This window comes from Microbispora sp. NPDC049125 (assembly GCF_040802045.1).
GTDB lineage: Bacteria > Actinomycetota > Actinomycetes > Streptosporangiales > Streptosporangiaceae > Microbispora.
Genome location: NZ_JBEZDW010000002.1, coordinates 17,814 through 42,549 on the forward strand (window position 1 = coordinate 17,814; position 24,736 = coordinate 42,549).

The window sequence follows — 24,736 nt, forward strand, 5'->3', positions numbered from 1 at the left end:
TGGCCAGGTGTCGATGCCCCCGCCGTAGATCGGAATGTCGAATCCCGCGGGTATCCCCCACTCAACCAGGCGCATCAGTGTCGGACTCCCTTAGAGCAAGAGTCCACCCGACCGCAGGTTGCTGCGGGAACGAGGACATAGGCGCGGACGCACGAAAATCGAGGTTCATCTGCTCACTATCTATGAAGAGTCGAGGGCGCCGGACACTCCAAAATGCAGGACGAAAGTGATCATTTACGGAATCGTGTGGAGTGATGCCATTCGAAATAGTGCTCGTTGTTTTCCGAAAACGTGAGGCATGGCCGTCCGGCGAGACGCGCAAGGCGATCCGCAAGTAATCCGACAGCCTCTGAGTCGGCGACCACAACCCGCCCGTCCTTGTTGACGGATATGTAGCCGGTTTCAAAGAGCGCGTCACATCCAAACTGACACGCAGGCATCGCAACGTTAGCCAGGTCCCGACGCTCCTCGTCGCTGCAGAGGCTTCGCATCTTGATGTGTGCGGCAACCAGGAAGCGGACGGGATACATCTCACCACAGATAGCGCACGCTGCGGCCTTGGCTGAGCCGAATAGAAGCCGGCGTAAGATGGACTGTTCGCCGCGCTGTGCTGTAGTTACCGGTCGGCTTAGATCACCTTCATAGCTGAAGGTCTCTCTATGTTCGGCCGACGCATCAGCTGCATCAAGAGGACGCACGGCGATGATGGGTGGTGTTCCGCCTAGTGACGCAACTTCCGGAAGAGTGAGCAGCACTGCTCCAATGAAAGCACTGCGGTAACCGATCTTGTCGGGATTAATTACCACGCGGCCTTCAGTGCGGAGAGTTTCAAGCGCAGCTTCCACGTCAGCAATCGGCACCTGCTGCCCGCTTGGGGAGCGGTCCGTCGCGACGAGCACGTGTGGAGGTTTTACGTCGAGGATTCGATTATGCCGTCCTTGAAGTGTCAAAATGTCTTGACCAAGTAGCCGTCGTAGCAGCTCCGTAGCGCTGTCGCTCGCCTCAGCAGGTAGTGCGATGGGACTAACGGGAAACCGGGTAGCAAACCGGTTCATGAATTGCACGGCGAAGGAGTCGTCTACGGGAAACAAGTACCCTTGTTTGACGCCACCGTCATTCTTGAAGGGCCCGTTTGGCGAATGGCCGGTACGCCATGCCTCGGGGATTTCCCTTAATGTGGCTGGCTCCGATGCTTCCCGGTAGGAGGCACGTATGAGTCTCCCATCCTCATCCCAGAGGCCATCCGGTAACTCGTGAGGGCGACGAGAAGGAACGGCCGCGGCCGTCACCAGGCTAAGCGCGGTCACTCGAGATGCGTAATGAATAATAGTGTCACCTAGACTTACCGCAGTCATGGTCTCCCAGTGTGACTGACGTCTCCCCGCTCGGTCCCGGATAGGCGCCCAGAGAATCCCCGCTTCCAACTCCTGCCGAAACGAACGCTGCTGGTTCACCCACCAATACGCCATACGTCGATTCCCTTCTCAATCCTAGGTGTCCAAACTACCGGGAGGAGTTCTGTCGCCCTCTGATAGGCGAGCTTGAGGGTGGAATGCCGAACGACGGTAGTTGCGCCTGTTTGGGCCATGAGTATTTCGCGCAGCGGATGACGTGATTCGATGAGGTCGTTGTTACGCTGTTCGAGCCAGGGCATCCAGGTCTCGTGCGGTGGTCGACCCCCCTTCGCCTGGTTACAGGGCTCGCATGACAGAACCAGATTCCAGATGGCATCGACGTCGGGTCCGACCCAATGGCGGGTGCGCAGCCTGTAGGGCAACACGTGTTCAACGATGGGCCTGGTTTTCGTGCCCTGCGCGATGGCCCGATTGCAGTAGGCACAGCGGCCGTCTTGGTATCCGTTGAGGACGACAACAACGCCAGTGACGCTCTTGCGCCGCTGCTTGGTCTGAAGTACCAGGCATTCCGTGTCACGGTCGTAGACCAGCGCGGGGGCGAGTACTGCGTCGGATATGCCGGTCGCCCACGCCGTCTCCACCAGCCGCCAGCGCGCAGCGATTTCGGCGTCAAGGTCCTGGGCGTGTACCGATCGGGCGAGTTCGAGGAGTTCATCGCGCAGCACCAGGCCTGGAGCGGCGGACTTCTTGCGCCGGTCTTCGTAGTAGCGCACCGGTGCCTGGTCCCCACCGAGCTGGGGGAATGCGTCGATGACGTTGTTGAAGCCGAACTGGACGGTGCGCCTGTGCAGCGCGTCACGGTCAAGTTCGCCGGCGTTGAACGCGCGGCAGGCGTCCAGGAACTTGCTGCGGGGCGCGGTGCCCTGCCGGGGTTGGCGCTGAAGGGCCTGACAGAGCAGTTCCGCGTACCGCGGCGCCAGCTCATCGAGCGCGACATGGTCACGGCCGGAGGCGGCGACATCTAGCAGTGTCGCCCCAAAGGCGAACTTGTAGGTGGCCGAGTTGGCGCCGTACAACACGATGGCACGCCATACGCTCTCACCAGTAACCACGCCGCGTCGGTAATCCACACGCGCAGTATGCGCCAGGAGGGCGACATTTGAGCCAGGAACAGAAGATCATCTACGGCAAGCTGGTTCGTAATCGGATCCCGGAGATTATCGAGGCCGACGGCCGGACGGCCAAGGTGCGCGTCCTTGGTGAGTCGGAGCTGGTCCCCGCACTGATGGCGAAGCTTATCGAAGAGGCTGAAGAGCTGCGCGAAGCCGAGCCCGCTGATCGCCTTGGGGAACTGGCTGACATCTCCGAGGTCCTTGCGGCCCTCGTCACGACACTCGGATTCTCCGACGAGCAGGTCCAGGAGGCGGTATGCCACAAGCGGGCCAAGCGGGGCAGCTTCAGCCGCCGACTGTGGCTTGAAGAGGTGCTATCAACTCCGTGAGTCGTGTCAATGGTCAACAGACAGGGTTGGCTGAAGTCCAGAGGAAGTACGTGGCAGCCGTGCCGCCCGCGTGGCCTAGGTGTGCGCTGCCGTTGGACATGGTTGATGGGTGGCTGCCTGGTGCTTAACGACATCGTGCAGAAGGTGGGTGCTGCGCTGAGCGTGGCAGCTGAGGTGGGGGGATGGCTCGTCCACGTTGAACAGAGCGCGGGACACTAGCCCAGGGATCGCTTTGCGAAAGGCCGCTCACGCGCTGGGCCTCCGTTGTCGAGTTTCAGCGCGCCCCTTACCCTCGTTGCGACGAACAGCCGACATGGTCTTCACCAGGGCGAAAGTTGCTGTCTTCGTTGATGGCTGCTTCTGGCATCGCTGCCCGTTGCATTACTCCGCGGCGGCCACCAATCCCGAGTACTGGGTCGAGAAGGTCAGGCGCACCTGTGAGCGTGACGTGGAGACCAACAGACTGCTTACTTTGGCGGGTTGGCTGTCGATACGTGTTTGGGAGCACGAGGACGCTCGAGAGGCCGCGGCGAAGGTCGCCCGAGAGGTGACCAACCGGAGATCACAAGGTTTGGCCGCGACTACACGTCGTCGGAATGAGTAGTTAACTGACTTCGTCACGATCTCCCTCGGAGGCTTTGTGCTGCTCGTAGGATGCAAGCTGTGCAGCGGCTCGCGCTCTTTGACTTGGACAACACCCTCGTCAACCTGGACGAAGCTTTCCAGGTGTGGGCTGCGGAGTTCGCAGACGATCGCGGTCTTGACTTCGAGGCTGTTGAATGGTTGATTGCGCTGGACCGGGCCGGCTACCCGCATCGAGAGGTGTTCTTCGCTCAGGTTCGCGAGCACTTCGACCTTTCCGAGTCGGTCGAGGAGCTGTGGGGCCGCTACCGGAAGCGCATGCCGTACCTCGTCCGCTGCCGACATGAGGTCATGGACGGGTTAGCGCGACTGCGCGCGTCCGGTTGGAAGGTGGCGATCGTCACCAATGGGACCGCAGACAACCAGCTTGGAAAGATCCAGCGGACGGGGTTGGCTAACACCGTCGACGCCTATGCGCTCTCTGGTGTAGATGGGCTGCGCAAGCCAGACCGCGGACTGTTCGAGATCGCCGCCCAGCGATGCGGTGCGAATCTTGACGCTGGAGGCTGGATGATCGGCGACGACCTAGTCGCCGACATCGCTGGGGGACGCGCGGTCGGGCTTCATACGATTTGGATCGACCGAGGCGCACGGCCCGACCATTGGCAAGACGCTGACCACGTTGTTACTGATGTGCTCCAGGCGATGGAGATCCTGCACGGTGAGGCTTCATGAATGCCTGATCTCGTCAAGCCCGGGCGTTCTTTAGGAGGCATCTGGCTCAGATGCTTTTCCAGTACTGGGAGGTGCCAGGACGAAGTGACGCCTTGCAGGAAGCCCGAAGTTCGCGCCAGCCCGACCCACCTGCCACCGTCCAGGGGCGATTTCGACGAACATCGGGTAAGCACGCAGCAGCCGCTCAAGTCCCGCCATCTGTTGTGTCCGACCGCGGGTGCGCCGCCAGCCCAGAGACTCCAGCACTTGGGAACGGGTAACCGGCTCCGGTGCACAGGCGATGACTCTGGCTACCTGATGCAGTGCAGTGGAGCCAGTCGTGCCGCGCTCGGCGCTCACCCAGATTGCCTCTCCTTCACGGTGGCCTCTCGCCACTACCTCCAATGCGGCCGCCAAATCGGTTGCGAGCCGGCGCAGCGCCAAGATCCCACTATGGCCAGCAGACGGATGGTGCCGGCGGTAAAGGACCATGGCGCCAACCACGGTGGCTAGGCCCAGCGCGGCCGTTGCCGGTGAAGTCCGCGTCAATCGCACAAGTTGGCCCGCGGCCCAGGCGCTTCCTTGTAGGGAGACACCGAGAAGCGTGACGGAGCCATCCGCCAGCGTTTCCGCTGTTCTGACGTGGCCAACCGCAGCCCGCACCTGCCTCCACTCCAGATGGGCGAGTCCACTACGGAGCAGGTCACGGTCGGAAGCAATCAGGGCGACCGGTGCCAGTACGCCAGCCAAGACCAATGCTCCGACGTCAGAATTGTCCTCACGTGCCAGGACTTCAGCCGGCGGTGTCATAGGCAAGTAGGTCGTAGGTACGACGTACAGCAGCGGCACATAATCCGACCACCACAAACCTTCAGCCGCAGCCAGATTGAAATCTCCTCCTTCCCGGTGGCGGTCGCTCAGGACGCGGGGCACCTCAGCCCAGACATAGGCGGGGATGAATCCGCGGATGGTCCCCGAGCGCATGCCCATGACCCACGATGACGGCTGGCCCCTGTGCAGTGCGGCCACTACATCGCTGGTTAGGGCCGAAGTGTCGAAGATGGCCAAACGCTGTGGAGCCTTCATCAGCAGCGTGCGTCGGCCTCCCTCATAGTCGCCCAAAGTTTTAACCATAGAGCGAGCCTAGGGCGCACGACGGACATCGTTCCATTGGATTGCAACCCCGTCTTTGGCCGGCCTGAATCTACGATCCCACCGGGCGAGGAGCGAACGGTGAGCAGCCTGTCATCCGTGCGATGAGGCGGTCAGCCGTCAACGCCTTGAGGCTGCTGATCGCGGACGTTACGGTCTCCAAGCGGAGTTCTTGAGCGTGCACCGCCCCAAGGGACAAGCCGTATCCATGCCCTTGCTGCGGTTTCCTCGCTCTTAACGTGCGAGGCGGTACGAGATTTATCCAGTTTGTTTCTGGGAAGACGATGGACAGGACGACCATGACGCCGACGAAGTGCACGGCGGCCCGGACTTCGAGCTTAGCCTTACGCAGGGGGTGGCGGAACTTCGCTGAGTTCGGTGCGAGTCGTCGGCAGGACCTTCCCCATGTCCGTCTCCCTCACCCTGAGGAGTATCCCGACGAGTGAGCTTGCTAACGGCGCTGCTAACGACAGCCCTGGACGACCGTGGACAAGTGTGGAATCGCTGAGCCCGGACACCTCTTCTGAGCAGGTGCTCGTGTCGGACGTGGACGCCGGTGGACATCACCAATCTGGCTACGGATCAGAAGGTTGGGGGTTCGAGTCCTCCCGGCCGCGCCAAACGAAAGCCCAGGTCATCAGTCGATGATCTGGGCTTTCTCGTGTTCGCGATCAGTTGCCGGTGTCCAGCTGTGTCCGGCCCTTACCCGCTGACTTCGGGTGATCCTTCCCAATGCCTTCCCCGTGTCAGGACCTTGAGCCAGCAGGAACAGCCGGAGCGCGACATCCTGCGCCGGGCAGCCAAGTACCTCGCCGGGGAGACCAACTGGTGAGTCGCTTCCAGTTCGTCGCCGACCATGCCAGCGCCTTCGGCGTGAAGCGACTGTGTCGGGTCCTTTCCGTTTCCCGCTCAGGGTTCTACCGCTGGCGGGCGGCTGCGGCCGCGCGGGCGGCCCGCGCGGCCGCGGACGCCGAGCTCGCCGCTCGGATCTGTGGCTTGTGGCTGACGAGGTCGGCCGACGAACTCACTTGCATGTCCGCCTCCGCCAGTGACTTAACCCGGGTTTGGCTAGCGCGCCGGGAATTCCGGGCCTCTGAGGCATCTCGGCGGGCCGCTGACTGGTCGTGGTCTCCGCCGCTGCTGGATCGCGGGTGACACTCAGCCAGTAGCTGAGCGTGCTGCGGGCGGCCACAGTGTCCGGATGGTCGGGGCCGAGGAGTCGGAGGCAGTCGCTAAGCAGCTCGCCAAGCGCGGTCGCCGCACCGGCCGGGTCGCCAGCCTCGCCTCGCCAGACCGCGAGACCGTGCCGTGTGGCCAACGTGTCGAGGTGGTCGGGGCCGAGGAGTCGGAAGTAGTCGCTAAGCAGCTCGCCAAGCGCGGTCGCCGCACCGGCCGGGTCGCCAGCCTCGCCTCGCCAGACCGCGAGACCGTGCCGTGTGGCCAACGTGTCGGGGTGGTTGGGGCCGAGTACCCGAAGCACATCCGCGAGGACTTCCGCGATCGCGGTCGCGGCACCGGCAGGGTCGCCAGCCTCGCCTTGCCAGAGCGCGAGGATGTAGCGAGTGGTGAGCGTGTCTGGGTGGTCGGGGCCAAGGATGCGCATCTCGTCCTCGAGTAGCCCTTCGAAAGCCTTCGCGGCGCCAGCCGGGTCGCCAGCCTCGCCCTGCCAGACCGCGAGGTTATACCGGGTGGCGAGGGTCCGTGAATGCTCGGGGCCAAGGATCCGTAGCCGGTCGGCAAGGAGCTGCTGGGTTGCGGTCGCGGCACCGGCAGGGTCGCCGCACTCGCCTCGCCAGTAGGCAAGGGTGCCGCGGGTGCCGAAAGTGTCAGGGTGGTCGGGGCCTAGCACTCGTAGCCGGTCGGCGAGGACCTCCTCCAGAGCGGCTGCGGCGCCGGTCGCATCGCCTGCCTCGCCCTGCCAATACGCCACTAAGAAGCGAATCGTGAGGGTTTCAGGGTGGTCCGGGCCGAGCACCTTCAAAGCCTCGGGGAGCAGTCCTGCGGTTGCCTCGGCCGCACCGGCCGGATCGCCGGCCTCACCACGCCACCATGCGACCTCGCGGCGTGTGGTGAAGATATCGGGGTGGTCGGCGCCCAGGATCCGTAGTTGATCAGCGAGTAGTTGCTCGTTGGCGGCGAAAGCGCCCGCCACATCCCCCGCTTTTCCTCGCCAGCGTGCCAGGTGGCTGCGGGCTGCCAGTGTGGCTGCGTGGTCCGGTCCGAGGCGCTCATGGTTGTGCAGGTGCAACTGGTCCGCCGCGTCGGCAGCGGCGCGGACGAGGCCGGCATCTCCCAGGCTGACGATCATCCGGAATAGGATCGGATGGACGCCATCGGTATTCCAGAGGTACTCGGCCTCCGGACAGCTGGCCAGCGCAGCAGCGTTAGCCCGTAGCAGCGCGCCAAACGTCGAGTCGCGTTCAATGTCGGGCCAGGTCTGTAGCAGAGCGTCTGCCGCGGCGTGGACTGCTCGACCGGCCCGTTGGTGCTGTAGTGACTCTCGGACAACACGCTGTACCAAGGCGTGCACTCGCACGACCGACCCGGCCGTAGCGACGAGGCTGAACCGTCGCAAGTTGGCTAATCCCGCGCGGATATCAGTGTCGTCCAATTCGTCATCGATGCCGGCCGCAGGCTCATCACCCTGCGCCAGAGGATCTGCTGGTTTGGTGCGGTAGTCGCGGGCAGCGGCCGTGTTGAACACCGCATTGGGAATGCCGTTAGGGTCCAGCAGACTCGCGAGTTCCAGCAGTGGCCCAGCCATACCGGTCGGCAGGTTTCTGTCGGCCTGCTCGATCGACATCGACCACGTGGTGGCGACCGTCGCGGCCGGGCTGTCGTCGAAGAGCGCAGTGGCTGTGGGGAACAGCTTGTTAAGCCGGCGTTTGCGGTTGGCGAACTGTTCTCGATAACTCGAGCACGGAAGCTCAAGGTCGATCAGGTGGGCCGCGGCATGACTCAGCGCCAAGGGTAGAAAACCCAGATCAGCGGCGATCCCGTCGATGTCATCCGCCAGTTGCTCGGGGAGCCGCTCGGTGAGGTAAGCGCGGGCCTCGACCTTGGTGAAGACATCGACGTCGATCAACTCGCGGTTGGCCAGCAGCGTGGCGTCCCGCCGCCGGGTGGTCACAATCGTTGTGCCGGTCAGGTGCTCGGGAGGCCACAGCCCCCGCAGGTGCTCCGGGACGGACACATCGTCTAACATGATCGCCCACCGGTGGCAGGTCTCTGCCAGCCAGCCGACAAACCTGACACCGGCCTGTTCGGGATCTTCAGCGCCAACCCCGACGGAAGCGGCCGCAGCCGCATAGCTGGTGATGATCCCGGCCCGAGTCGATGCTGGAACCCACACCAGCAGGTCCACCGCATGGGTGGCCAGCAGGTTCCGCGCGACCGCAGCGGCCAGCTGGGTCTTCCCGACTCCACCCATACCGGAAACGACCCAGGCCGATTGGGGTCCCGCGGTGCGGCCTACCGTTCGATCCGCAGCCAGCGTGGCCTGCGCCGCTCGGGGTTGAAAGCCGAGTGCCCGCTGGGGTATCGAGCCCACCACCCGCACCGCCGACCTGGCCTCCGCCGCGGAGGCGGCCTGGAAATGCTGGATCGTGATGTCCCGGCCAGCATGAACGTGCGACAAGGCTGCAAGACTCGGCGACATGCCCAGAGGATCGGATGCGGCAGGGTCGGGCTGACCTGCCGCGCCTAAGGGAGATCCGCAGCGTGCGCTCCACCGGCCCGAATGCCGCTGATGTCGATGTCACCACCGCTCTTGACGTCGCGCGCGCGAACACCAGTGCCGGTCGACTGGACATCCCTGACCCTAAGCGCACCCTCGGTGATAATCCGTTCTAGATCAACACCAACTGCGGGTGCTGCGCCGGGGTCATGCGCCCGAACCAGCTCGGCCAGCCGATGCGCCGCGGCCAGCAGCTCCGCGTCGGTGTCGGCCTTTGAATCGGTCAATGTTTCCTTCAACGCCTCCCGCTGCGCCTGCGAATCGGGTTTGCGTTCAATAGCAGAAACATCCACCTCGTGACGACGCAACAGTCGCTTCAACACCGAGTAAGCGTCCTTAACCGCCTGCGCCGCAGAATCCTTCAACCCTGCGGCCGCACCCACCGCGACCGAGGAAACGATTAGCGTCACCGGGTCCACGCCGCGGACGCTACCGGCACCCGCCGAGCCAGTCAAGCACACGGCAGCCACCAGCTCACCGAGCGCTTTGCGCACGACCTCAGATCGTGCGGACAACACAAGATTGTCGACTGGGTGTCAATCCCCTGAAAACGTGGAGACGGTCCTATGCCACAGCGGTCCTCATCAGGGCCGTTGAGGTTTGCCTCTTCTCGGTCAGCTGACGCTCGAATGTGATGGGCGGCAGTCCATCGTTGGCGCCGTGCCTCCTCCTTGCGTTGTATAAGTCGGTGATCCAGGTTGCGATCTTCACGCGGGCCTCGGCCCGGCTCCGGAAGCGCTGCCGGTGCACGTACTCGACCTTGAGCGTGCTGTTGAACGCCTCGGCCGCTGCGTTGTCGAGAGCGCATCCCACCCGGCCCATCGACTGCACGATGCCATGCTTGCGACATTCGGCCTGGTAGTGGGCAGCGGTGTATCCGATCCGCGGTCGGAGTGAAAATCACCCCGTCCACATTCCCACCCCTGATGGCCACCGCCACCTGGAGTGAAGCGACCGTCAGTGCCGCGTGGTGCTCGGACATGGCGTAGCCGAGCAGCCGGCGAGAAAACAGATCCTCAACCGTGGCCAGGTACAGCGGCCCTTCATCGGTATCGATCATCGTGCCGTCGCTGACCCACAGCACGTTCGGCGCGACCGCGGTGAACGTGCGGCCGACCAGGTCTGGCGCCGCTCGCCGTCTGCCCTGCCGGGTCAGTGACCGGCGCTTCTTAGGCGGGCGGCCGGCCAGCCCGAGTTCGGCCATCCGCATCGCTCCAGCCCGAAACTCCGGATCAAAACGGTGTCTCGTGGTAGCTGCCACGACCAAACCTCTCCCGGTTCGGTCTCCACGCTAGGAGGGGAAGCTCAGCGGCTCTCTTCTCAGACCCCTGATCAGGTCGTCACTCATCAGGGGTCTTCTGTTTCCGAGCGGCTCACAAGGCGTGTGACCAGGGCATATACCGGACCTATACCAGCACTCCGAATAGTCGCCGGGAGGAGATTCCAACGCGATGGAAGGCTGGATGGTGGACATGGATCCGAGGCGGCTCGTGCGGCGGTTCATGAGGGTGGCGATCGCCGTGGTCATGGTAGCGGGGCTGGGCGTAGCGGTGGCTCCGGGGGCGTCGGCGGCGACATCGGGGTTGTGGGCTACGGCCATCGGCAAGAACGAGGACGGGCGGCTGGAGGTCGTGGCCTTCAACAGCACCGACGTTCTCTATACAAACCACCAGTTGGCCGGCGGCGGGTGGAGCGGCTGGCAGGCGCGGGCGCACATTCCCAATTCGTTCGTGGTCAATGGGCCGATCGTCCGGTCCAACAAGGACGGGCGGATGGAGATCTTCGCGGGGACGGCCGACGGCAGGCTGTACCACATGTGGCAGCTCTCGAAGAACAGCGGCAGCTGGAGCGGGTGGGCGCAGATCGACCAATTTTCGATGATGACGGGGCTTTCGGCGGTCGTCAATTTGGACGGGCGCCTTGAGGTGTTCGTCGCGGACGGCTTTTACGTCTGGTCGGTCTACCAGACCAGTCCGGGAGTTGGCTGGGAGAAGGCCAACCTCGGACATGTGCTCACATGGAACGCGAACGGCCCGGTGGTCGCGGCGCGCAACAGCGACGGGCGGCTGGAGGTATTCGGCGTGGGGTGCGGCATCGCGACGCCGACGAACGAGTGCGGTATTCCGCATATCTATCACAAGTGGCAGAAGGTCGTGGGCGGCGACTGGAGCGGCTGGGAGCCGATGGGCCACTGCAACGACCGGACCGTCACGTCGGTGAACGTCGCCCAGAACAAGGACGGGCGACTCGAATTCTACGAGATCAGGACGACCAGCACCGACTATTTGAAGGGGGATCTCTGCGCAACCTGGCAGCAGCCCGACGGCACGTGGCACGCCTACGAGAACCGGGGTAACGGACGGATCGACACGCAGGCGCCGACGGCGGTGGCCAGCAACGAGGACGGGCGCATCGAGGTCTTCTCCATCAGCGCCGACAATCACGTCCAGCACATGTGGCAGACGGCGGCGAACGGCGGCTGGAGCGGCTGGGCCAACCTCGGCACCAGGGGCGATTTCGGCCGCCTGGGTCTCGCGGCGAACCGCAACGCGGACGGACGGCTCGAGGTGGTCGCCCTCACTTCGAACGGTCAGCCGTACCACAGCTGGCAGAAGACCGCGGGCGGCGACTGGAGCGACTGGGCACCGCTGGAAGCAGCGGACAGCCCGGTGACCTACAACGTGCTGGACTTCTATCTGACCGATGACCAGAACTCCGGTGCGGCGACGCGGCCGGTGTTCCAGTACGGCAACAGTCCGATGGTGCCGATCACGGGTGACTGGGACGGGGATGGCAAGGACACGGTCAGTACCTACGATCCGACCTCGGGGCGGTTCTTCATCAGCAATACGCCGGCGACGGGGGCCGCACAGTACACGTTCGTGTACGGGAACCCGAACGCGGTGCCGTTTGTCGGGGACTGGGACGGTGACGGTAAGGACAACGTGGGTGTGCGGATGGGCTACACGTTCTTCATGCGGACGAGTCCGGTGACCACGGCGACCGAGACCACGCAGTCGGTGGCTTACGGGGATGCGCCGATGGTGCCGCTGGTGGGGGATTGGGACGGGGACGGCAAGGACACCGTGAGCGCCTACGACCCGGGGACGGGACGGTTCCTGCTGAGCAACAATCCGGCGACGGGGGCCGCCCAGTACTCCTTCTTGTACGGGAACGCGAACGCGGTGCCGTTTGTCGGGGACTGGGACGGTGACGGTAAGGACAACGTGGGTGTGCGGATGGGCTACACGTTCTTCATGCGGACCAGTCCGGTGACCACGGCGACCGAGACCACCCATTCGGTGGCCTACGGCGACGCGGGTGACCTGCCGGTGATCGGCGACTGGGACGGCGACGGCAAGGACAGCCAGGGCATCGTCCGCTAGTGCGGTGTCCATGAACGTTCGCCGGGTTGGTTGATCAGGCGACTCGGGTGGCGGGTCGTCCCCAGCGGCGTTGTTTCTCGCTGCGGATGCGGGCGCGTTCGCGTCGCTGGGCGGCCAGGACGTCGGGGTGGCGGGCGTTGGCGTTGCGCCAGTGCAGGTAGGCCTGCAGCTTGCGGGCCAGCACGGTGTGGTTGGGGTGGGTGGAGTTGCTCATCACGAAGCTGCGCAGGGGGCCGAACTGGGTCGCGTCCGAGATGCGGTGTAAAAGTGAACGAGCGTAGGTTGCCGTGCTGAACCGACCAAAGTTCGCACTACGCAAGGACCTACGCTCGTGGCACGCACACTACCGCCCGTTCATGCCATCCGCGCCGAGATCGACGCCCTGTTCACCGAAGGTCGTGACCTGGTCGAGGTCATTGAGGACGTCGCTCGTCTCGGTGCCCGCCTGATCATCCAGACCGCCGTCGAAGCCGAGGTGGACGCTTTCCTCGGCCGCGCCCGCTACCAACGCGCCAACGCTGCCACCAGCGGCGACGAGGCGCACACCGTACGGCCCGGTCACCGCAACGGGCACTGCCCGACCACGATCAAGACCACCACCGGGCCCATCACCATCGCCCGGCCGAAGCTGGCGGCACCACCGAGAAGTTCGCCTCACGCCTGTTCGGCGCCGGCGTGACCCGCACCAACGCCCTGGAGACCCTGGTCATCGCCTCCTTCGTGCGCGGCCTGTCGACGCGTGACGTCGAAGGCGCCCTGGCTGATGCTCTCGGCCTCGAAGCCGCCCTGTCGAAGTCGACCGTCTCGACCATCTGCCAGGCCATCGTCGCCGAGTACGACACCTGGTGCCGGCGGGAACTGTCCGGCGTCGAGCTGGACTACCTATTCCTGGACGCCTCGCACTTCAAGATGCACGACGGCAGCCGGGCCGAGCCCATCCTGGCCGCCTGGGGCATCACTACCGAGGGCAAACCCCTCTTCGTCGGCCTGGCCACCGCCGCGGCCGAGTCCACCGACGCCTGGCACGACTTCCTGTCCGGCCTGGTCGCCCGCGGCCTGCGCTCACCGCTGCTGATCGTCTCCGACGGCGCGCCCGGCCTGATCAGCGCCGCTGAGCAGATCTTCCCCGCCTCACTGCGTCAAAGATGTCTCGTTCATCGCGCCAGGAACGTGCTCTCATCGGCCGCTTCCCCGGCGAGACCAGCTGCGTGTCCCTGGTCTGGGCCGTACTCGACCGCGCCGCCCGCGGCTGGCGCGGCTTCACCATGACCAGCAAGGGCCTGCGCATCCTGCAAGACCTCCGCCGAGCCCTGCTTCACCCGCCCACCCAGCTCCACGCAGAGGCCACCCCCGCTACCGACTCGACGCCCTCGACGGTGGCCGCTTAAGATCAACCCACGGCACCTACCTCGTTGAGCTTTTACACCGCTCCGAGGACGCGACCCGACAGCAGCCCTGGATGACAATGGACGGGTGTAGAACTTCTAAGGCCTGACACCACTTCTGAGCAGGCGTTTATGACAACTCTGGACGACTGTGGACACGCCTGACATTGCTACGGATCAGAAGGTTGGGGGTTCGAGTCCTCCCGGCCGCGCCCAGCTCAAAGGCCCATTCCATCATCGGAATGGGCCTTTTTGATCTCTGTACAGCAGCTTCATACGACAACGGCATCTGATGGCGATCCAAGAGATCTCGACCATCGCGGCCGTGAGGAGTGGGCCGCTGACGCGCGTGGGCTGACGAGAGGTCCACAATTGCTCCCCGCCGAGGTCGACGTAGTCCCACGCGAGCCCGAGCACAATGATCAGCACGCCGCAACGGTCGGACGCTTGGAGTCGGCATCGGTCCCATGCTCGCCAGGTCGTAGACCTTGGGCCACTTCTCGTGGTCACCTAGGCTGCCGTGGTGGTCAACGGCGAGGATCTTGCCTACGAGATGATCTTCTCGCAGGCCGACGACAGTATCGACGAGTTTTGTACCAAGCTGGGGGGCCGGCCCGTCTGGCTGGAGGAACCGCAGTGGCCGCTCTGTTGGCGGCATGAGCGCCCCATGGGGTTCATTGGGCAGTTCCGGTTGCCCGGCCGGCAGATTCGGATGGCCTATCTGTTCATGGACGACGCATCTGAGAGCTCATTTCAGCCGGAGGGTGGTGAGAATGCGCTCATCGTGCAGCCGGGCCGGATACCGTCGTTTCTGGAGACGGCCGATGTCGCCTGTGGTGAAAGCCTCGTCAGCGAGTTGATGGTCGACCTGGAGGAGGTCGAGCAGTCCGAGTCCCTCCGGTGGAGGTCTTACTTGCTGGGCACACCTACTTGGTGGCAGTTCGAGGAGTATCCGAAGGGCGGGCCGTGGACGTTTTTCTTCCAACTCCGCAACGAGACCGACATGTACGGGCCGCTGTTCGCCGGCAGTGGGGTGGGGTACGGCTTTCTCAGCGCCGACGAGCAGGAGGGGCGCTTCCTATGGCAGTGCTAGCCGGTGCCTGTGCCGTGGCGAGGTGGCCAGCTTGTAGGGTCTGGTTCGCCGGCACCTCATGATGATCAAGTTAAAAGTGCTCTGTCCTGGCCCGATGGGATGCCGGGAAGCGTCGGGAGAAGGCGCTGGGGTGACATGTAAACAGCAGGTCAGCGCCCAGGCAGCAGCATCGAGCTTGACCACAACTTAGAAGTGAGTGGGACGTGGCCCGACAGGAACCCTATCGGATCAGCTTGCAACCGGCGTGCCTTCTATGACTACCGAACCGCATCCCCGCCTGGCGGATGTGTTTCCCGACCTCACCGCTGAGATCATCACTCTGCTGGGGGAGCAGGACGAGAACGGCCCTCTAGCCGGCAAGGTTGGGGGCCTGCTGTTCTACGGCGCGTGTACCTGTAGCTCCATGTGTACCAACCTCTTGACGGCCCCGCCGGGTTCCTCAGGTTCCTGGATGGTGCAGTTGAAACGCAACGGTGAAGACGTCATCTTGCTGAGCTTGGACCCCACCGCGACGACGATCACGGACATCGAGGTTCTCGACGGCCGTGACCTCGGCCCGACGAGCCGCCGGCGGAGCGTCTCTGTGTGACGGACTGCGTGACAACGCCGCCGGACGATGGCGGACAACCGTGGACGACAATGAGCGGCCCGGAGAGGTAAGGCGCCAACGCAGGCAGGACGAGGATTGTTTCAGCGTTGCTCGTAATAAATGGCTGCGTTCCCGGCGCCTCAGGGCGCGGCGGGAGCAAACGACGCCGCCAGATGCCCGGAAACGATGAGACGCCATGAGGGACAGAATCGCAGTCAAGGGCCATCCGGCGCCGTCGACACTGGATTCGGCGGCTGTTGCTGGAGAAGTGCTGATACCTCCCTGCACTGGGAAGAGGACGCATGGGGATGTCACCCGACCTCCGATTGGATGAAGCGCATGACCGCTCATGACGTGGCCCGGCTGTTGCCCGATATCCCGATGCTGCGCGATCTGTGCCGGTCCATGGCGGTGCTGGAGGCCGTGCTGAGCCCGGAATGGTCCAGCCGCTACCACTCCTTCGACGCGGATTGGAGCCCGGGGGAGCAGATGGCCTCCATGCGTAACGGCTCCGGAGATGAGCACTCCATCATCTTCTCGATCATCTTCTCGGCGGCGGGTGCCTACATCCGCGGCTTCGATCACGAGGCGGTGATGAGCCCGTACGGCAACGGTGGGCCGTGGCCAGGGGTGCTCGACTCGGTTCCCGAGGTCTTCCGCCACTGCATGGCCGAGCCCGCGTTCTGCGACGAGGACGGCATGCCGGTCGTGACCGCCTGCCTGTGGCGCCAGACCGGTGACGACCGCTGGCGAGTGGGCGAGATCGACTATCCGGACGGCGGGGCTTCGCTACCCGCAGTTGCCAAAGGTCTTGCGGCCACCGGTCGCCTCGGCGAAGTCCAGCCGGGTGTCTCGGGTGCTGCCCCAATACGAGACGCACTTGCCGCGCGCCTTCACCTTGACCGGCCCGGCGTAGTACTTGAACTTGCCCGCGTCGGTCTTCGGCTTGCTGCCCTTCACCGTCAGGGTGGCGGTGGTGTAGGTGGCGGTCCGGTAGAAGGCGGTCTTGATGCTGACCACGCAGTTGTAACCGGTTTTGCGGTTGTACATGAGGTAGACATAGCCGAAGGTGTCACGTCCGGACTTGAGGGGACGGGAGCCGTCCTTCACCCGGGCGAACCCCGCCCCGCAGACGCCCTCGGGAGTGTAAGGGGAGGAGGCCGCGTACGCCGTGTATGCCGGGTTGGCCGCGAGAACGCCGGCGGCCAAGGCCGTCACGGCGACGACCTTCGTAACAGACCTGATCACTTGTCTACCCTCCGATGGTGGACCGGGGCGCATGCCACAGCGGATCACCCATCGATCTTGGCTTATCCCTCTACTTCCCGGCAATGGGCACCGGGAAAGGCCTGGCCGAAAGGCTGGTGCCCCATATCGCGGCGAGAGCCCAGGCGGCCTCGCGCCAGCTCGACGGGCCCCGGGCGCGCCTCGGCATGCGGCTGGCCGGGCGGAGACGCTGAGTTAGGCCACCAGGCCCTCCGGGCCGTGCAGGAACACCTGATCATGACGCATTCGCCGTTGACCGAGGTGCTGCCACCGTGGTCCGACCCCGGTGCATATTGATACCCCTGGCCAAGCGACGTCGGCGGGCAACCACCTCCGACTTCAGCCGTGTCGGCCACCGGCGAGGTGTTGGCCATGGCATGGACGGCGTTCCGCCCGGAAGGGCACCCCGTAGGGATATCAGGGACTAAAGCAGGTGTCTTAGTACGGCAGCGGCACTTGTCAGGTCCGGAGTGAGGGCGGCAGACGCGTGGTTGATCATCGTCTGTCGTGGACAGTCTTGATGATCACGCGTCGGCCGACAGCGTAGCCGCCCCGAGCTGGCGGCCGGTATTAGACGAGGTGACCGCCGCGCCGCGGTGTGCGGGTCGGGTTCGTCACCGGCGATGAGGTCTACGGGGCCGATCCGACGCTGCGCGCCGGGCTGCGCCGGCTGGGCCTGGGCTATGTGCTGGCCATCGCCTGTAACCAGCCGGTGCAGGCCACCCAACCGGTGCGGCTGCGCCCGGACGACATCGCCGCTGGCCTGGGCGAGCTGGCCTGGGAACGACGCTCATGTGGGGCCGGGTCCAAGGGTGAACGCTTCTCCGACTGGGCCTGAGTACACGATCACAGCAGTGATGACGGCGGGGGGCACAGCCTGCTGGTCCGCCGCGCCAGCGACGGCGAACTGGCCTTCTACCGCTGCTGGCCCCCGCGCCCGGTACCGATGGCCACTCTTATCGCCGTGGCCGGTCGGCGGTGGAGCATCGAAGAGGCCTTCCAGGTCGCCAAGACCCACATCGGGCTGGACGACTACCAATGCCGCGCAGGCTCGCAGCCAGCATCGCCCCGGTCACGCCCGCGCCGGCCACCGCCTTCGCTGGTCACTGTGGCGACGACGCCACCAAGCCACCGCCAGACGCAGCCACTACAAACGCCGCGACGCCACCACCAGCACATAGATCACGAGTGCCGCTGCCGTACTAACCGGCGAAAGGCAATAGTTCTGCGCCACGCACCCGGACTCGCTAAGTGGAGCCCCGTCGAGGCCCGAGTGGTACGGGCACGGTTCTGATACGACCGCCGCAGCAGGTTCGACTCCTGCCGACGGGACCATGCCCCTGTAGCTCAATGGATGAACACCCGGCTACGAACCGGGCGGCATGCAGGTTCGACTCCTGTCAGGGGTACGCATTCGGGTCGTGGCGCAGCTGAGTCAACCCGCTTCGTCGGGACCGAACCAGGGTTATCCCTCTGTCGACGACGCCTTATGGCTCGCACAATGATTGCGACGACGATTGCGCCGTCCACGTGCCGGGGACAAACCGGAGGCGTTTCATGGCCGCCAGTGATGACCACCACGCCGCGCCCGATCGGCAGACGGGGCCCTTCGACACACTGACCGCGGCGCTCGGGGGCCTGTTTGTCGGGTACTGCCTGGCCTCCGTGGCCAGGTTCAGCGTCGCCGACGCGCTCGACGACACACCGCGGACGGCCCAGGAGCTGGCCGAAGTTACCGGGGCGAATCCCGAGGCCCTCAGTCGTGTGCTTCGCCTCCTCGCTGCCCATGGCGTCTTCGCGGCCAGCGACGACCGCTTCACCCACACCGGCGCGTCGCGAATGCTCCGTTCCGACCATCCCCAGTCTTGGCGTGACTTCGTGGCAACATTCGGAACCGAACGTACTGCAAAGCAACTGGGTTACTTCGACTACTCACTCCAGACTGGACTCCCGGCCACGAACAAGCTGAATCCGGACGGGTTCTTCGCCATCCTTCAGAGTGATCCCGAGGCGGGCCGGGTCTTCGACGCCGCGATGGTCTCAAAGGCGCGTATCCAGGTCGCGAGTGTCCTGGCCGCCTACGACTTCTCGGACTGCGGAACGATCGCCGACATCGGCGGCGGCCAAGGACACCTACTGCAGGCGGTGGTGGACGCGGCCGAGCGAACCACGGGCATCCTTTTCGACCTGCCCCCGGTGATCGAGCGTGCCGCGGAGATCGCCTCCGATCGGCTCACGCTGCAAGCTGGCGACTTCTTCAAGGACCCGCTGCCGGTCTGCGACACCTACATGCTCATGGACGTGATCCACGACTGGGACGTCGAGCGGGCCACGGCGATCCTGGCCGCCGTACGGAAGGCCGCTCCGCCGCATGCGCGGCTGTTGTTGGTGGAGAGCGTCATCCCCGACGACCCTGGGCCCGACTGGTCTAAAGCCATGGACATCATGATGCTCATCCACACCGGGGGCAGGCAACGCACCCACAGCGAACACGAGTCGCTGTTGCAGACCTGCGGTTTCCGGCTCGAGCGGGTCGTTGCGACGACCTCAGATATGTCGATCCTCGAGGCGGTGTGTGCCTGACTGGGCACTGATTTCGGGTCCGCGTCGAGCGGGATCCTGGCCGATCCCCGGATTGCCGAAAGCCGTGGGGAAGATCAGCCCGTGCTCGGTTCACTCCGCGCCGGCCTGGAGGCGTTCCGCGTTGTGCGCGCTCCTGTGACGCTTGATTGCGTCGACCAGTTCGGGAGTGAGGGACGCCACACGCGTGCAGCGCGTCCGCATGTTCGGATCAGCCGCCACCGACCTCGCATGGGTAGCCGAATGCAAACCGATGCCTGCATCATGCTGTTCAACAACCCCTGGGACACCGCCGCAGGCGTCCTCATCGCCCGCGAAGCCGGAGCCATCGTTCACCGACATCGACGGCACCCCCACACCACCAAGGCCCGAGCCACCATCGCCGCATGTCCCAATTTCCTCGCTGATCTCGTTGAGCTGGTGGCGGGGGCCGAGAAGGAAGCTGGTCGTACGACGTAGCTTCCCAGTGATCGGAGTAGGCCTCAGGTTTCAAAACATCATTGACGCTGTGGGGTTTTGAGGGCCTCTCCAACTCGAGGTCTCGTCTGCGGGAGCTCAAGCATCCGACTCGTCGATCCACTCCACAGTGGCAAAGAGGTTCTCCCGGATGGTGATGAAAGCTGCCTCCAGTAGGGCCGCGTCGCGGGCGGTGGCGACCGTCCGCGGCCAGGGCGCGTGAGAATCAAACTCCCAGTGCAGGGTTTCGTGGCTGGTCCAGTAGGTGCCGCTGTCGCCAGTGGTCCACAGTTGGAAGTACAAGACAGCTTGGTCGTGCTCGGCGAGGTCGTTGATGACCTCTTCCAGCCGTGTCACCGGCCACGCCGCGTCCAGAGTGCTTATCGAGACCCGTAAGGAAGCAGTCAACGGCGGCATCACCGCCCGCCGTGCGCCAAACTCGGTCAACACCCCGCGAAGGGCCACCGCTTCGGAGAAGTCCGGAGGGGTGCCCCGGGTCCGCAGTCGCTGGTAAGCCGCTTGTAGCGCAGGTGCAGCCGTCCGGACATTCAGCTTCGCCAGAGCGAGGGCCGACCATTCGCGCACCGTTTCGTGCTCGCAGTCCAGCAGGTCGATCAGCACCGGTACGGCACGGGGGTCGCCGAGTTGCTCGAAGATCTCGATAGCGGAGAGCTGGCCATATCGATGCAGAAAGGGGACCGCGGACATCAGCGGCTGAATGACGTCGACACCGATCCACATCAGCTTGGCTTTCGCGTCTTCAGCACTCTCGACCGAGTCATGGTCAAGCAGCCCGATGAGACGTGCTATGTCCTCCGTCACGACGACCCAGTATGCCCAGTGACCTTACAGAGGTCACCGTCATTTCAGTTCCTTCTGCTCTTCCCGCCTCACCGCCCTATCACCTCGCAAGGTTGCCGAATTGTTCTTTTAGGGATCAAGGGCGGCGCTCCGCGCCGCCTCGCGGCCCTACGCCCGCTCGCCGGCCGGGCATGCGGCCTGGGGGCCGGTCCCGGCCGACAGCGGCTCGGGCCGCCCGCCGCACAGCCACGGAGCCGAACCGAACGCCGCGCCACATGGAGACCGCGCCGCCGCAGGTACCGGCATCGCACCCAGCGTCACCTGAGTACCTGCACTCAGGAACAGCCGCCGATGCTCGTAGAAGGTGATGACCATGCGACTCCTGCGAGCACTGACCCGCTACGTCTCCCGATATGAACGCGGAACATTCGCCGTGTCGGTCGCCGGCCCCTACGCGCTGATCGTCATCGCCACGACCGTCTACGTCGTCATCTCGACACGCAGGCCAGGCAGCCAAGGCTTGAAACAGTCGTTCTCTTCGCGGTCACCTCGCCGGCATCGGAACTCCTCTTGTTCCTGCCACTCGCCTCACTGCCGGACGACCCACCTGGCCCGCAGATCTTCCTGCTCACGTTCACCGCCGCCGGACTGTTTCAAGCATGGCTCCTCTGGCTGATCGCCCGCGGTCGTAGAAGGAGCAACGCCTCCGGCGGGGGCGCTCCGGCTCCGGGGTGATCGCCAAGGCTTACGCATCGTCTCTGGCCGTAAATGGCTGAGGTAGGAGCCTGATCACCCCGCCCGCCATCGACCCGGGACAAGCCGAGCAGACCAACGCCACCGGGTCGACGGCACACGGGGTGATCAGGTAGGCGAGGTGCGCGGTACGCGAGCAGATCTTCCTCTCCCACGTCGTGCTGTGAGAGGCTGCCGATGATCAAGGCTGGGACGTAGGAGTAGAAGTTGCGCAGGAAGTCACAGCAGGAGCCGCCACCAAGTGACGCTGAGACGGCCGAGTACATGCGCAGGCTGGCCGAGCTCTTCGTTGAGCACACACTTGAGGACGGATACTCCTTCGACTGGGAACCGGCGTTCATCCACCATCTCGACAACTACTGCACCGAGTTCGCGGCCTCCAAGCCATCCTTTGAAATAACCCACAGCGTGATCATGGGCGCGGGGGCGTACCTGGGTGAAATGATCGTTCGAAACAGCGACTGGACGTGGGTGTACTGCACAGTTGAGAACGCGGCCGCTGTAGAGAGCCCTGATGGGCTCCGAGGCTATCCGCACAACAAGGCCGCAAAGCGGATCAACAACGGGACCGAGCATGAACTTGAGGCGTTCTTCACGTACGCCGTCACAGGCGGGGCACCGCATGGGACCACTGCTCGGATCGCCAAGCCATCCTGGTGGCAACGGTTGAGGTCACAAGCGTGATCGTCGTGCCATTAGCGTGCCATTCACCGGGGTGACGAGGGGTCAATCACGGTCACTCCTGACCGGCCCTACGCCCAGGTCATCGGCTCTAACGGCCGTGATCCACACAATTCCCAAGCTGATAGTCAGGCATAGTCGCGCGCTTACTTGATCAGATGAAACTCGGGGTGTTCCAGCCATGCGGCCAGGAACTCCGCATCACCTACATGGGACCAGCCGTGGCTTCCGTAATCATCCGGATAGCTCCACGAGACTTCTTTGATCACGCCTGGTAGAGACGAGACCAACTGCCTTGCCTCAGTGCGGCGCGTCTCGTTCTCAGTGACCAGATCTAAGAGACGACGTCTATACCCGAGTGCGCCATCGAAATCTATGAAGGCGCTGAAACGGCGGGCCATCACAAGGGCGACATAGCCAAGGAGGAGATGGTTGGTGCGGCCAGAGGAACCCGCGAACAACGCGAGCCCTTGAACCGGCGGTGGCGTGAATGCGGAGTAATCCTCGCCACCCATTCCGAAGTTGTTATCGTGTGACAGGTTGAACAAGCCCGCCTCTGTGACATCGAGATCGGGCGGAGCACCCAGTGTGGCGGGTTTCCGGATCCAGAAGTTGAGGCTGTCGTCATCGTCGATCTCCACCGGATCGCAGAAGGTCTCCAGCCACGGCACGAGATCCGTGAAGTCTGAACGCTCGCGGCGCTTCGTGAGCAGTAAGGCGACAGCCGGCCCAGCCATAAACATCCCCTCGTTACCGCCGGTAGACCTCGTGAGCGGCCGCATGGAGGGGCATCTCTCCCTTCGGTGCCCGTCGGGCGGTCATCGCCATCGTCGACATGGACGGGGAGGCCGGCATGGAGCAGCGTCGTGGCGTGGATGCGCCGAAGATCGTGGAGCCGGGCATGGGGAGCGCCTTCTTGGGCTTCGGCCCTTTCGACGGTCGTTGTGGCGGCGGATCATGGTCGCGGTGAGCGAGCTGACCGTGTCGGCATGGATCGGCTCACCCCAGCTGGTCGTGAACACGTGGTTGTCTGTTCCTCGCCACCCCTCGCCACTCCTGGCCGGCCGCCGGCTTGTCGGCGGCCTGTCTGTTCCGCTCCGTCTTATCCGGTGTCCGTGGCAGGTCAGATGCCTCGTTCGATTGATTCCATGAGTCGTTGTTCGGCTTCGCGGGCTTGTGTGGGAAGCAGGCCGCGCAGAGGGCCGTCGATGAGGAGTACGGCCAGGCCGTGCACGGCAGACCAAACGAAGTATTCTGCGCCAGGGCGGCGGTCGGGCGGCAGGACGCCGGTCTCGACGAGGTCCTCCAGTGCGGTGCCCAGGAGCTGGAACGCGGTCAGGCCACCGGCTCCGGCGGCGGATTCGCCCCCGGTGTCAACCATGTCGGTGGTGGAGAAGGCTGCACGGAAAAGTCCCGGTTCTGTCTGGGCGAAGCGCAGGTAGCCGGTGGCGAGGGCGCGGATGCGGGCACGGGCGTACTCGGCCGGGTCGTCAACCGCCGGCAGGGTGGCCAGCTCGGTTTCCATGGCGGAGGCCAGTTGGGCCAGCGCCGCCTGGGAGACGGCGCGCAGGAGGGCGCGGCGGTCGGCGAAGTGGCGGTAGGCGGCATTGGGGACCACGCCCGCCCGTCGGGTGGCCTCGCGCAGGATCACCGCGTCCGGCCCGCTGTCGCGGGTCAGTTCGAGTCCGGCCTGGATCAGCGCATTGCGCAGATCGCCGTGCCGGTAGGTGTTGCGCTTTGGTACGCCTGCGCTTGAAGCCATCACCGCTCCATTATGTGGACAGCATCCACTTTGCTGTGTAACCTTCGAGCGTTCGCCCCTGAGCAACTCCGCTCTCTGCGGCGCTGCAAATGTGGACATCGTACACAAAGTCCATGGGCGGCTGCCACCTCCACCCCGCGGCACCATCCGGGGCGGCATGCGATCCCCTCACCACGCTTCACTTCGGAGAATCGATGGACGACGCAGTACGGCTCGAGTCGCTGACGAAGACATATGGCTCGGGCGACAGCACAGTGACCGCGCTTCGCGATGTCCACCTGAACTTTCCAAGGGGGACGTTCACCGCCGTCATGGGGCCGTCCGGCTCAGGGAAGTCGACGCTGCTGCAGTGCGCCGCCGCCCTGGACCGGCCCACATCCGGCCGGGTGTTCATCGACGGGACGGACATCGCGGGGCTGAACGAGACCGCGCTCACCGAACTGCGACGAGCATCGACCGGCTTTGTCTTCCAGGCGTTCAATCTGCTGCCTTCGCTGACCGCCGAGCAGAACGTGGCGCTGCCGATGCGGCTGGCCGGGCGCATGCCCGACCGGCGGACGGTGCAGCGGGCACTCGCCCAGGTGGGGCTGGAGGAGAAGGCCGGGAGCCGTCCCAGTCAGCTCTCCGGCGGCCAGCAGCAGCGTGTCGCCATCGCCCGCGCATTGGTAACCCGTCCGGCCGTGCTCTTCGCCGACGAACCCACCGGCGCGCTGGATCTCACCACAGGACGCGAGTTGCTGGACATACTGCGGAAACTGGTCGACAGCCCCGTGGGCGACGGACTGGCCACGGTGGTGATGGTCACGCACGATCCGAACGTGGCCTCGTACGCGGACCGGGTGCTGTTCCTCGCCGACGGCGGTCTGGTCGGCGAACTGGTCTCTCCCACGCCCGAAGCAGTCGCCGCGCGGATGACGGATCTGGCGGTGTCCCGGTGATCAGGG

25 protein-coding genes, 2 tRNA genes and 3 pseudogenes are annotated in these 24,736 nt (G+C 64.6%); 18 read left to right on the plus strand and 12 right to left on the minus strand.

Annotated features, from left to right (window positions below; all coding sequences use genetic code 11):
• Window positions 1–230: 230 nt before the first annotated feature.
• Window positions 231–899 carry a hypothetical protein gene (locus AB0B72_RS02455; RefSeq protein WP_367736496.1) on the minus strand — a complete coding sequence of 223 codons (669 nt, stop codon included), beginning with the start codon at window positions 897–899 and terminating at the stop codon, window positions 231–233.
• A 551-nt stretch (window positions 900–1,450) separates the two neighbouring features.
• Window positions 1,451–2,485 carry an HNH endonuclease gene (locus AB0B72_RS02460; protein ID WP_367736497.1) on the minus strand — a complete coding sequence of 345 codons (1,035 nt, stop codon included), beginning with the start codon at window positions 2,483–2,485 and terminating at the stop codon, window positions 1,451–1,453.
• 29 nt (window positions 2,486–2,514) lie between these two features.
• Between AB0B72_RS02460 and AB0B72_RS02465 the strand changes: the two genes are divergently transcribed.
• From AB0B72_RS02465 to AB0B72_RS02485, 5 genes and pseudogenes are all read left to right on the plus strand, one after another.
• Window positions 2,515–2,856: a nucleoside triphosphate pyrophosphohydrolase gene (locus AB0B72_RS02465; protein WP_367736498.1), complete on the plus strand. Its 342-nt coding sequence runs from the start codon at window positions 2,515–2,517 to the stop codon at window positions 2,854–2,856.
• Between the two features lie 196 nt (window positions 2,857–3,052).
• Complete coding sequence (locus AB0B72_RS02470; RefSeq protein ID WP_367736499.1) at window positions 3,053–3,460, plus strand: very short patch repair endonuclease; 408 nt, start codon at window positions 3,053–3,055, stop codon at window positions 3,458–3,460.
• 59 nt (window positions 3,461–3,519) lie between these two features.
• A complete protein-coding gene (locus AB0B72_RS02475; RefSeq protein ID WP_367736500.1) occupies window positions 3,520–4,173 on the plus strand; it encodes an HAD family hydrolase in 654 nt (217 codons plus the stop codon).
• 1,387 nt (window positions 4,174–5,560) lie between these two features.
• Window positions 5,561–5,677 carry a hypothetical protein gene (locus AB0B72_RS02480; protein WP_367736829.1) on the plus strand — a complete coding sequence of 39 codons (117 nt, stop codon included), beginning with the start codon at window positions 5,561–5,563 and terminating at the stop codon, window positions 5,675–5,677.
• Between the two features lie 396 nt (window positions 5,678–6,073).
• Window positions 6,074–6,294: pseudogene (locus AB0B72_RS02485) on the plus strand (IS3 family transposase); the annotation flags it as partial.
• A 34-nt stretch (window positions 6,295–6,328) separates the two neighbouring features.
• On the opposite strand, the gene AB0B72_RS02490 reads toward AB0B72_RS02485, so the two are convergent.
• The 4 genes and pseudogenes from AB0B72_RS02490 to AB0B72_RS02505 form a co-directional block, all read right to left on the minus strand.
• Window positions 6,329–8,962, minus strand: coding sequence for a tetratricopeptide repeat protein (locus tag AB0B72_RS02490; RefSeq protein ID WP_367736501.1), 2,634 nt, complete (start codon window positions 8,960–8,962; stop codon window positions 6,329–6,331).
• A gap of 44 nt (window positions 8,963–9,006) precedes the next feature.
• Entirely contained in the window at window positions 9,007–9,459 is a 453-nt protein-coding gene (locus AB0B72_RS02495) for a hypothetical protein (protein WP_367736502.1), read from the minus strand.
• A gap of 145 nt (window positions 9,460–9,604) precedes the next feature.
• Entirely contained in the window at window positions 9,605–9,871 is a 267-nt protein-coding gene (locus AB0B72_RS02500) for an integrase core domain-containing protein (RefSeq protein WP_367736503.1), read from the minus strand.
• Between the two features lie 94 nt (window positions 9,872–9,965).
• Window positions 9,966–10,250: pseudogene (locus AB0B72_RS02505) on the minus strand (DDE-type integrase/transposase/recombinase); the annotation flags it as partial.
• A 298-nt stretch (window positions 10,251–10,548) separates the two neighbouring features.
• Between AB0B72_RS02505 and AB0B72_RS02510 the strand changes: the two are divergent.
• Window positions 10,549–12,426 (plus strand): hypothetical protein, encoded by a 1,878-nt coding sequence (locus AB0B72_RS02510; protein ID WP_367736504.1) that lies wholly within the window; start codon window positions 10,549–10,551, stop codon window positions 12,424–12,426.
• A gap of 34 nt (window positions 12,427–12,460) precedes the next feature.
• Here AB0B72_RS02510 and AB0B72_RS02515 read toward each other — a convergent pair.
• Window positions 12,461–12,664 (minus strand): annotated as a pseudogene (locus AB0B72_RS02515) (IS630 family transposase); the annotation flags it as partial.
• A 93-nt stretch (window positions 12,665–12,757) separates the two neighbouring features.
• On the opposite strand from AB0B72_RS02515, the gene AB0B72_RS02520 reads away from it, so the two are divergent.
• The 4 genes from AB0B72_RS02520 (at window position 12,758) to AB0B72_RS02535 (ending at window position 15,493) form a co-directional block, all read left to right on the plus strand.
• The gene (locus AB0B72_RS02520) at window positions 12,758–13,105 is read left to right on the plus strand and encodes a hypothetical protein (protein WP_367736505.1); all 348 of its coding nucleotides are present in this window, start codon (window positions 12,758–12,760) and stop codon (window positions 13,103–13,105) included.
• Window positions 13,102–13,695 (plus strand): transposase, encoded by a 594-nt coding sequence (locus AB0B72_RS02525; protein WP_367736506.1) that lies wholly within the window; start codon window positions 13,102–13,104, stop codon window positions 13,693–13,695. The genes AB0B72_RS02520 and AB0B72_RS02525 overlap by 4 nt, the downstream gene beginning before the upstream one ends.
• 639 nt (window positions 13,696–14,334) lie before the next feature.
• Window positions 14,335–14,904, plus strand: coding sequence for a hypothetical protein (locus tag AB0B72_RS02530; RefSeq protein WP_367736507.1), 570 nt, complete (start codon window positions 14,335–14,337; stop codon window positions 14,902–14,904).
• A 253-nt stretch (window positions 14,905–15,157) separates the two neighbouring features.
• Window positions 15,158–15,493 carry a hypothetical protein gene (locus tag AB0B72_RS02535; protein WP_367736508.1) on the plus strand — a complete coding sequence of 112 codons (336 nt, stop codon included), beginning with the start codon at window positions 15,158–15,160 and terminating at the stop codon, window positions 15,491–15,493.
• Window positions 15,494–16,282: 789 nt separating this feature from the next.
• Here AB0B72_RS02535 and AB0B72_RS02540 read toward each other — a convergent pair.
• Complete coding sequence (locus AB0B72_RS02540; protein ID WP_367736509.1) at window positions 16,283–16,741, minus strand: hypothetical protein; 459 nt, start codon at window positions 16,739–16,741, stop codon at window positions 16,283–16,285.
• Window positions 16,742–17,357: 616 nt separating this feature from the next.
• On the opposite strand from AB0B72_RS02540, the gene AB0B72_RS02545 reads away from it, so the two are divergent.
• The 5 genes from AB0B72_RS02545 to AB0B72_RS02565 all read left to right on the plus strand — a co-directional run bounded on the left by AB0B72_RS02545 (window position 17,358) and on the right by AB0B72_RS02565 (window position 19,798).
• Complete coding sequence (locus AB0B72_RS02545; RefSeq protein WP_367736510.1) at window positions 17,358–17,597, plus strand: hypothetical protein; 240 nt, start codon at window positions 17,358–17,360, stop codon at window positions 17,595–17,597.
• 420 nt (window positions 17,598–18,017) lie between these two features.
• Window positions 18,018–18,094 (plus strand) — tRNA-Ile (locus tag AB0B72_RS02550).
• 1 nt (window position 18,095) lies between these two features.
• A tRNA-Arg gene (locus tag AB0B72_RS02555) sits at window positions 18,096–18,168 on the plus strand.
• A gap of 148 nt (window positions 18,169–18,316) precedes the next feature.
• Complete coding sequence (locus tag AB0B72_RS02560) at window positions 18,317–19,342, plus strand: methyltransferase (protein ID WP_367736511.1); 1,026 nt, start codon at window positions 18,317–18,319, stop codon at window positions 19,340–19,342.
• Window positions 19,343–19,603: 261 nt separating this feature from the next.
• Window positions 19,604–19,798, plus strand: coding sequence for a hypothetical protein (locus AB0B72_RS02565; protein WP_367736512.1), 195 nt, complete (start codon window positions 19,604–19,606; stop codon window positions 19,796–19,798).
• Between the two features lie 96 nt (window positions 19,799–19,894).
• Here AB0B72_RS02565 and AB0B72_RS02570 read toward each other — a convergent pair whose 3' ends face one another.
• Window positions 19,895–20,617: a HEAT repeat domain-containing protein gene (locus AB0B72_RS02570; RefSeq protein WP_367736513.1), complete on the minus strand. Its 723-nt coding sequence runs from the start codon at window positions 20,615–20,617 to the stop codon at window positions 19,895–19,897.
• A 147-nt stretch (window positions 20,618–20,764) separates the two neighbouring features.
• Window positions 20,765–20,971 carry a hypothetical protein gene (locus AB0B72_RS02575; protein ID WP_367736514.1) on the minus strand — a complete coding sequence of 69 codons (207 nt, stop codon included), beginning with the start codon at window positions 20,969–20,971 and terminating at the stop codon, window positions 20,765–20,767.
• Window positions 20,972–21,022: 51 nt separating this feature from the next.
• Between AB0B72_RS02575 and AB0B72_RS02580 the strand changes: the two genes are divergently transcribed.
• Complete coding sequence (locus AB0B72_RS02580; protein ID WP_367736830.1) at window positions 21,023–21,331, plus strand: SCO4225 family membrane protein; 309 nt, start codon at window positions 21,023–21,025, stop codon at window positions 21,329–21,331.
• Between the two features lie 225 nt (window positions 21,332–21,556).
• Window positions 21,557–22,033, plus strand: coding sequence for a hypothetical protein (locus AB0B72_RS02585; protein ID WP_367736515.1), 477 nt, complete (start codon window positions 21,557–21,559; stop codon window positions 22,031–22,033).
• A 143-nt stretch (window positions 22,034–22,176) separates the two neighbouring features.
• Here AB0B72_RS02585 and AB0B72_RS02590 read toward each other — a convergent pair whose 3' ends face one another.
• Both AB0B72_RS02590 and AB0B72_RS02595 read right to left on the minus strand, forming a co-directional pair.
• Window positions 22,177–22,812: a DUF6368 family protein gene (locus AB0B72_RS02590; protein WP_367736516.1), complete on the minus strand. Its 636-nt coding sequence runs from the start codon at window positions 22,810–22,812 to the stop codon at window positions 22,177–22,179.
• A 341-nt stretch (window positions 22,813–23,153) separates the two neighbouring features.
• Window positions 23,154–23,792 carry a TetR/AcrR family transcriptional regulator gene (locus tag AB0B72_RS02595; protein WP_367736517.1) on the minus strand — a complete coding sequence of 213 codons (639 nt, stop codon included), beginning with the start codon at window positions 23,790–23,792 and terminating at the stop codon, window positions 23,154–23,156.
• 194 nt (window positions 23,793–23,986) lie between these two features.
• Here AB0B72_RS02595 and AB0B72_RS02600 point away from each other — a divergent pair, with 194 nt between their 5' ends.
• Window positions 23,987–24,730 carry an ABC transporter ATP-binding protein gene (locus AB0B72_RS02600; protein ID WP_367736518.1) on the plus strand — a complete coding sequence of 248 codons (744 nt, stop codon included), beginning with the start codon at window positions 23,987–23,989 and terminating at the stop codon, window positions 24,728–24,730.
• Window positions 24,731–24,736: the final 6 nt, after the last annotated feature.

Excerpts from the sequence above, each read along its gene's own strand:
- AB0B72_RS02490 (WP_367736501.1), bottom strand. The coding sequence starts at position 8,962 with ATGTCGCCGAGTCTTGCAGCCTTGTCGCACGTTCATGCTGGCCGGGAC.
- AB0B72_RS02535 (WP_367736508.1), top strand. The coding sequence starts at position 15,158 with ATGACTACCGAACCGCATCCCCGCCTGGCGGATGTGTTTCCCGACCTC.
- AB0B72_RS02560 (WP_367736511.1), top strand. The coding sequence starts at position 18,317 with ATGGCCGCCAGTGATGACCACCACGCCGCGCCCGATCGGCAGACGGGG.
- AB0B72_RS02565 (WP_367736512.1), top strand. The coding sequence starts at position 19,604 with ATGCTGTTCAACAACCCCTGGGACACCGCCGCAGGCGTCCTCATCGCC.
- AB0B72_RS02575 (WP_367736514.1), bottom strand. The coding sequence starts at position 20,971 with ATGGTCATCACCTTCTACGAGCATCGGCGGCTGTTCCTGAGTGCAGGT.
- AB0B72_RS02590 (WP_367736516.1), bottom strand. The coding sequence starts at position 22,812 with ATGCGGCCGCTCACGAGGTCTACCGGCGGTAACGAGGGGATGTTTATG.
- AB0B72_RS02595 (WP_367736517.1), bottom strand. The coding sequence starts at position 23,792 with ATGGCTTCAAGCGCAGGCGTACCAAAGCGCAACACCTACCGGCACGGC.
- AB0B72_RS02600 (WP_367736518.1), top strand. The coding sequence starts at position 23,987 with ATGGACGACGCAGTACGGCTCGAGTCGCTGACGAAGACATATGGCTCG.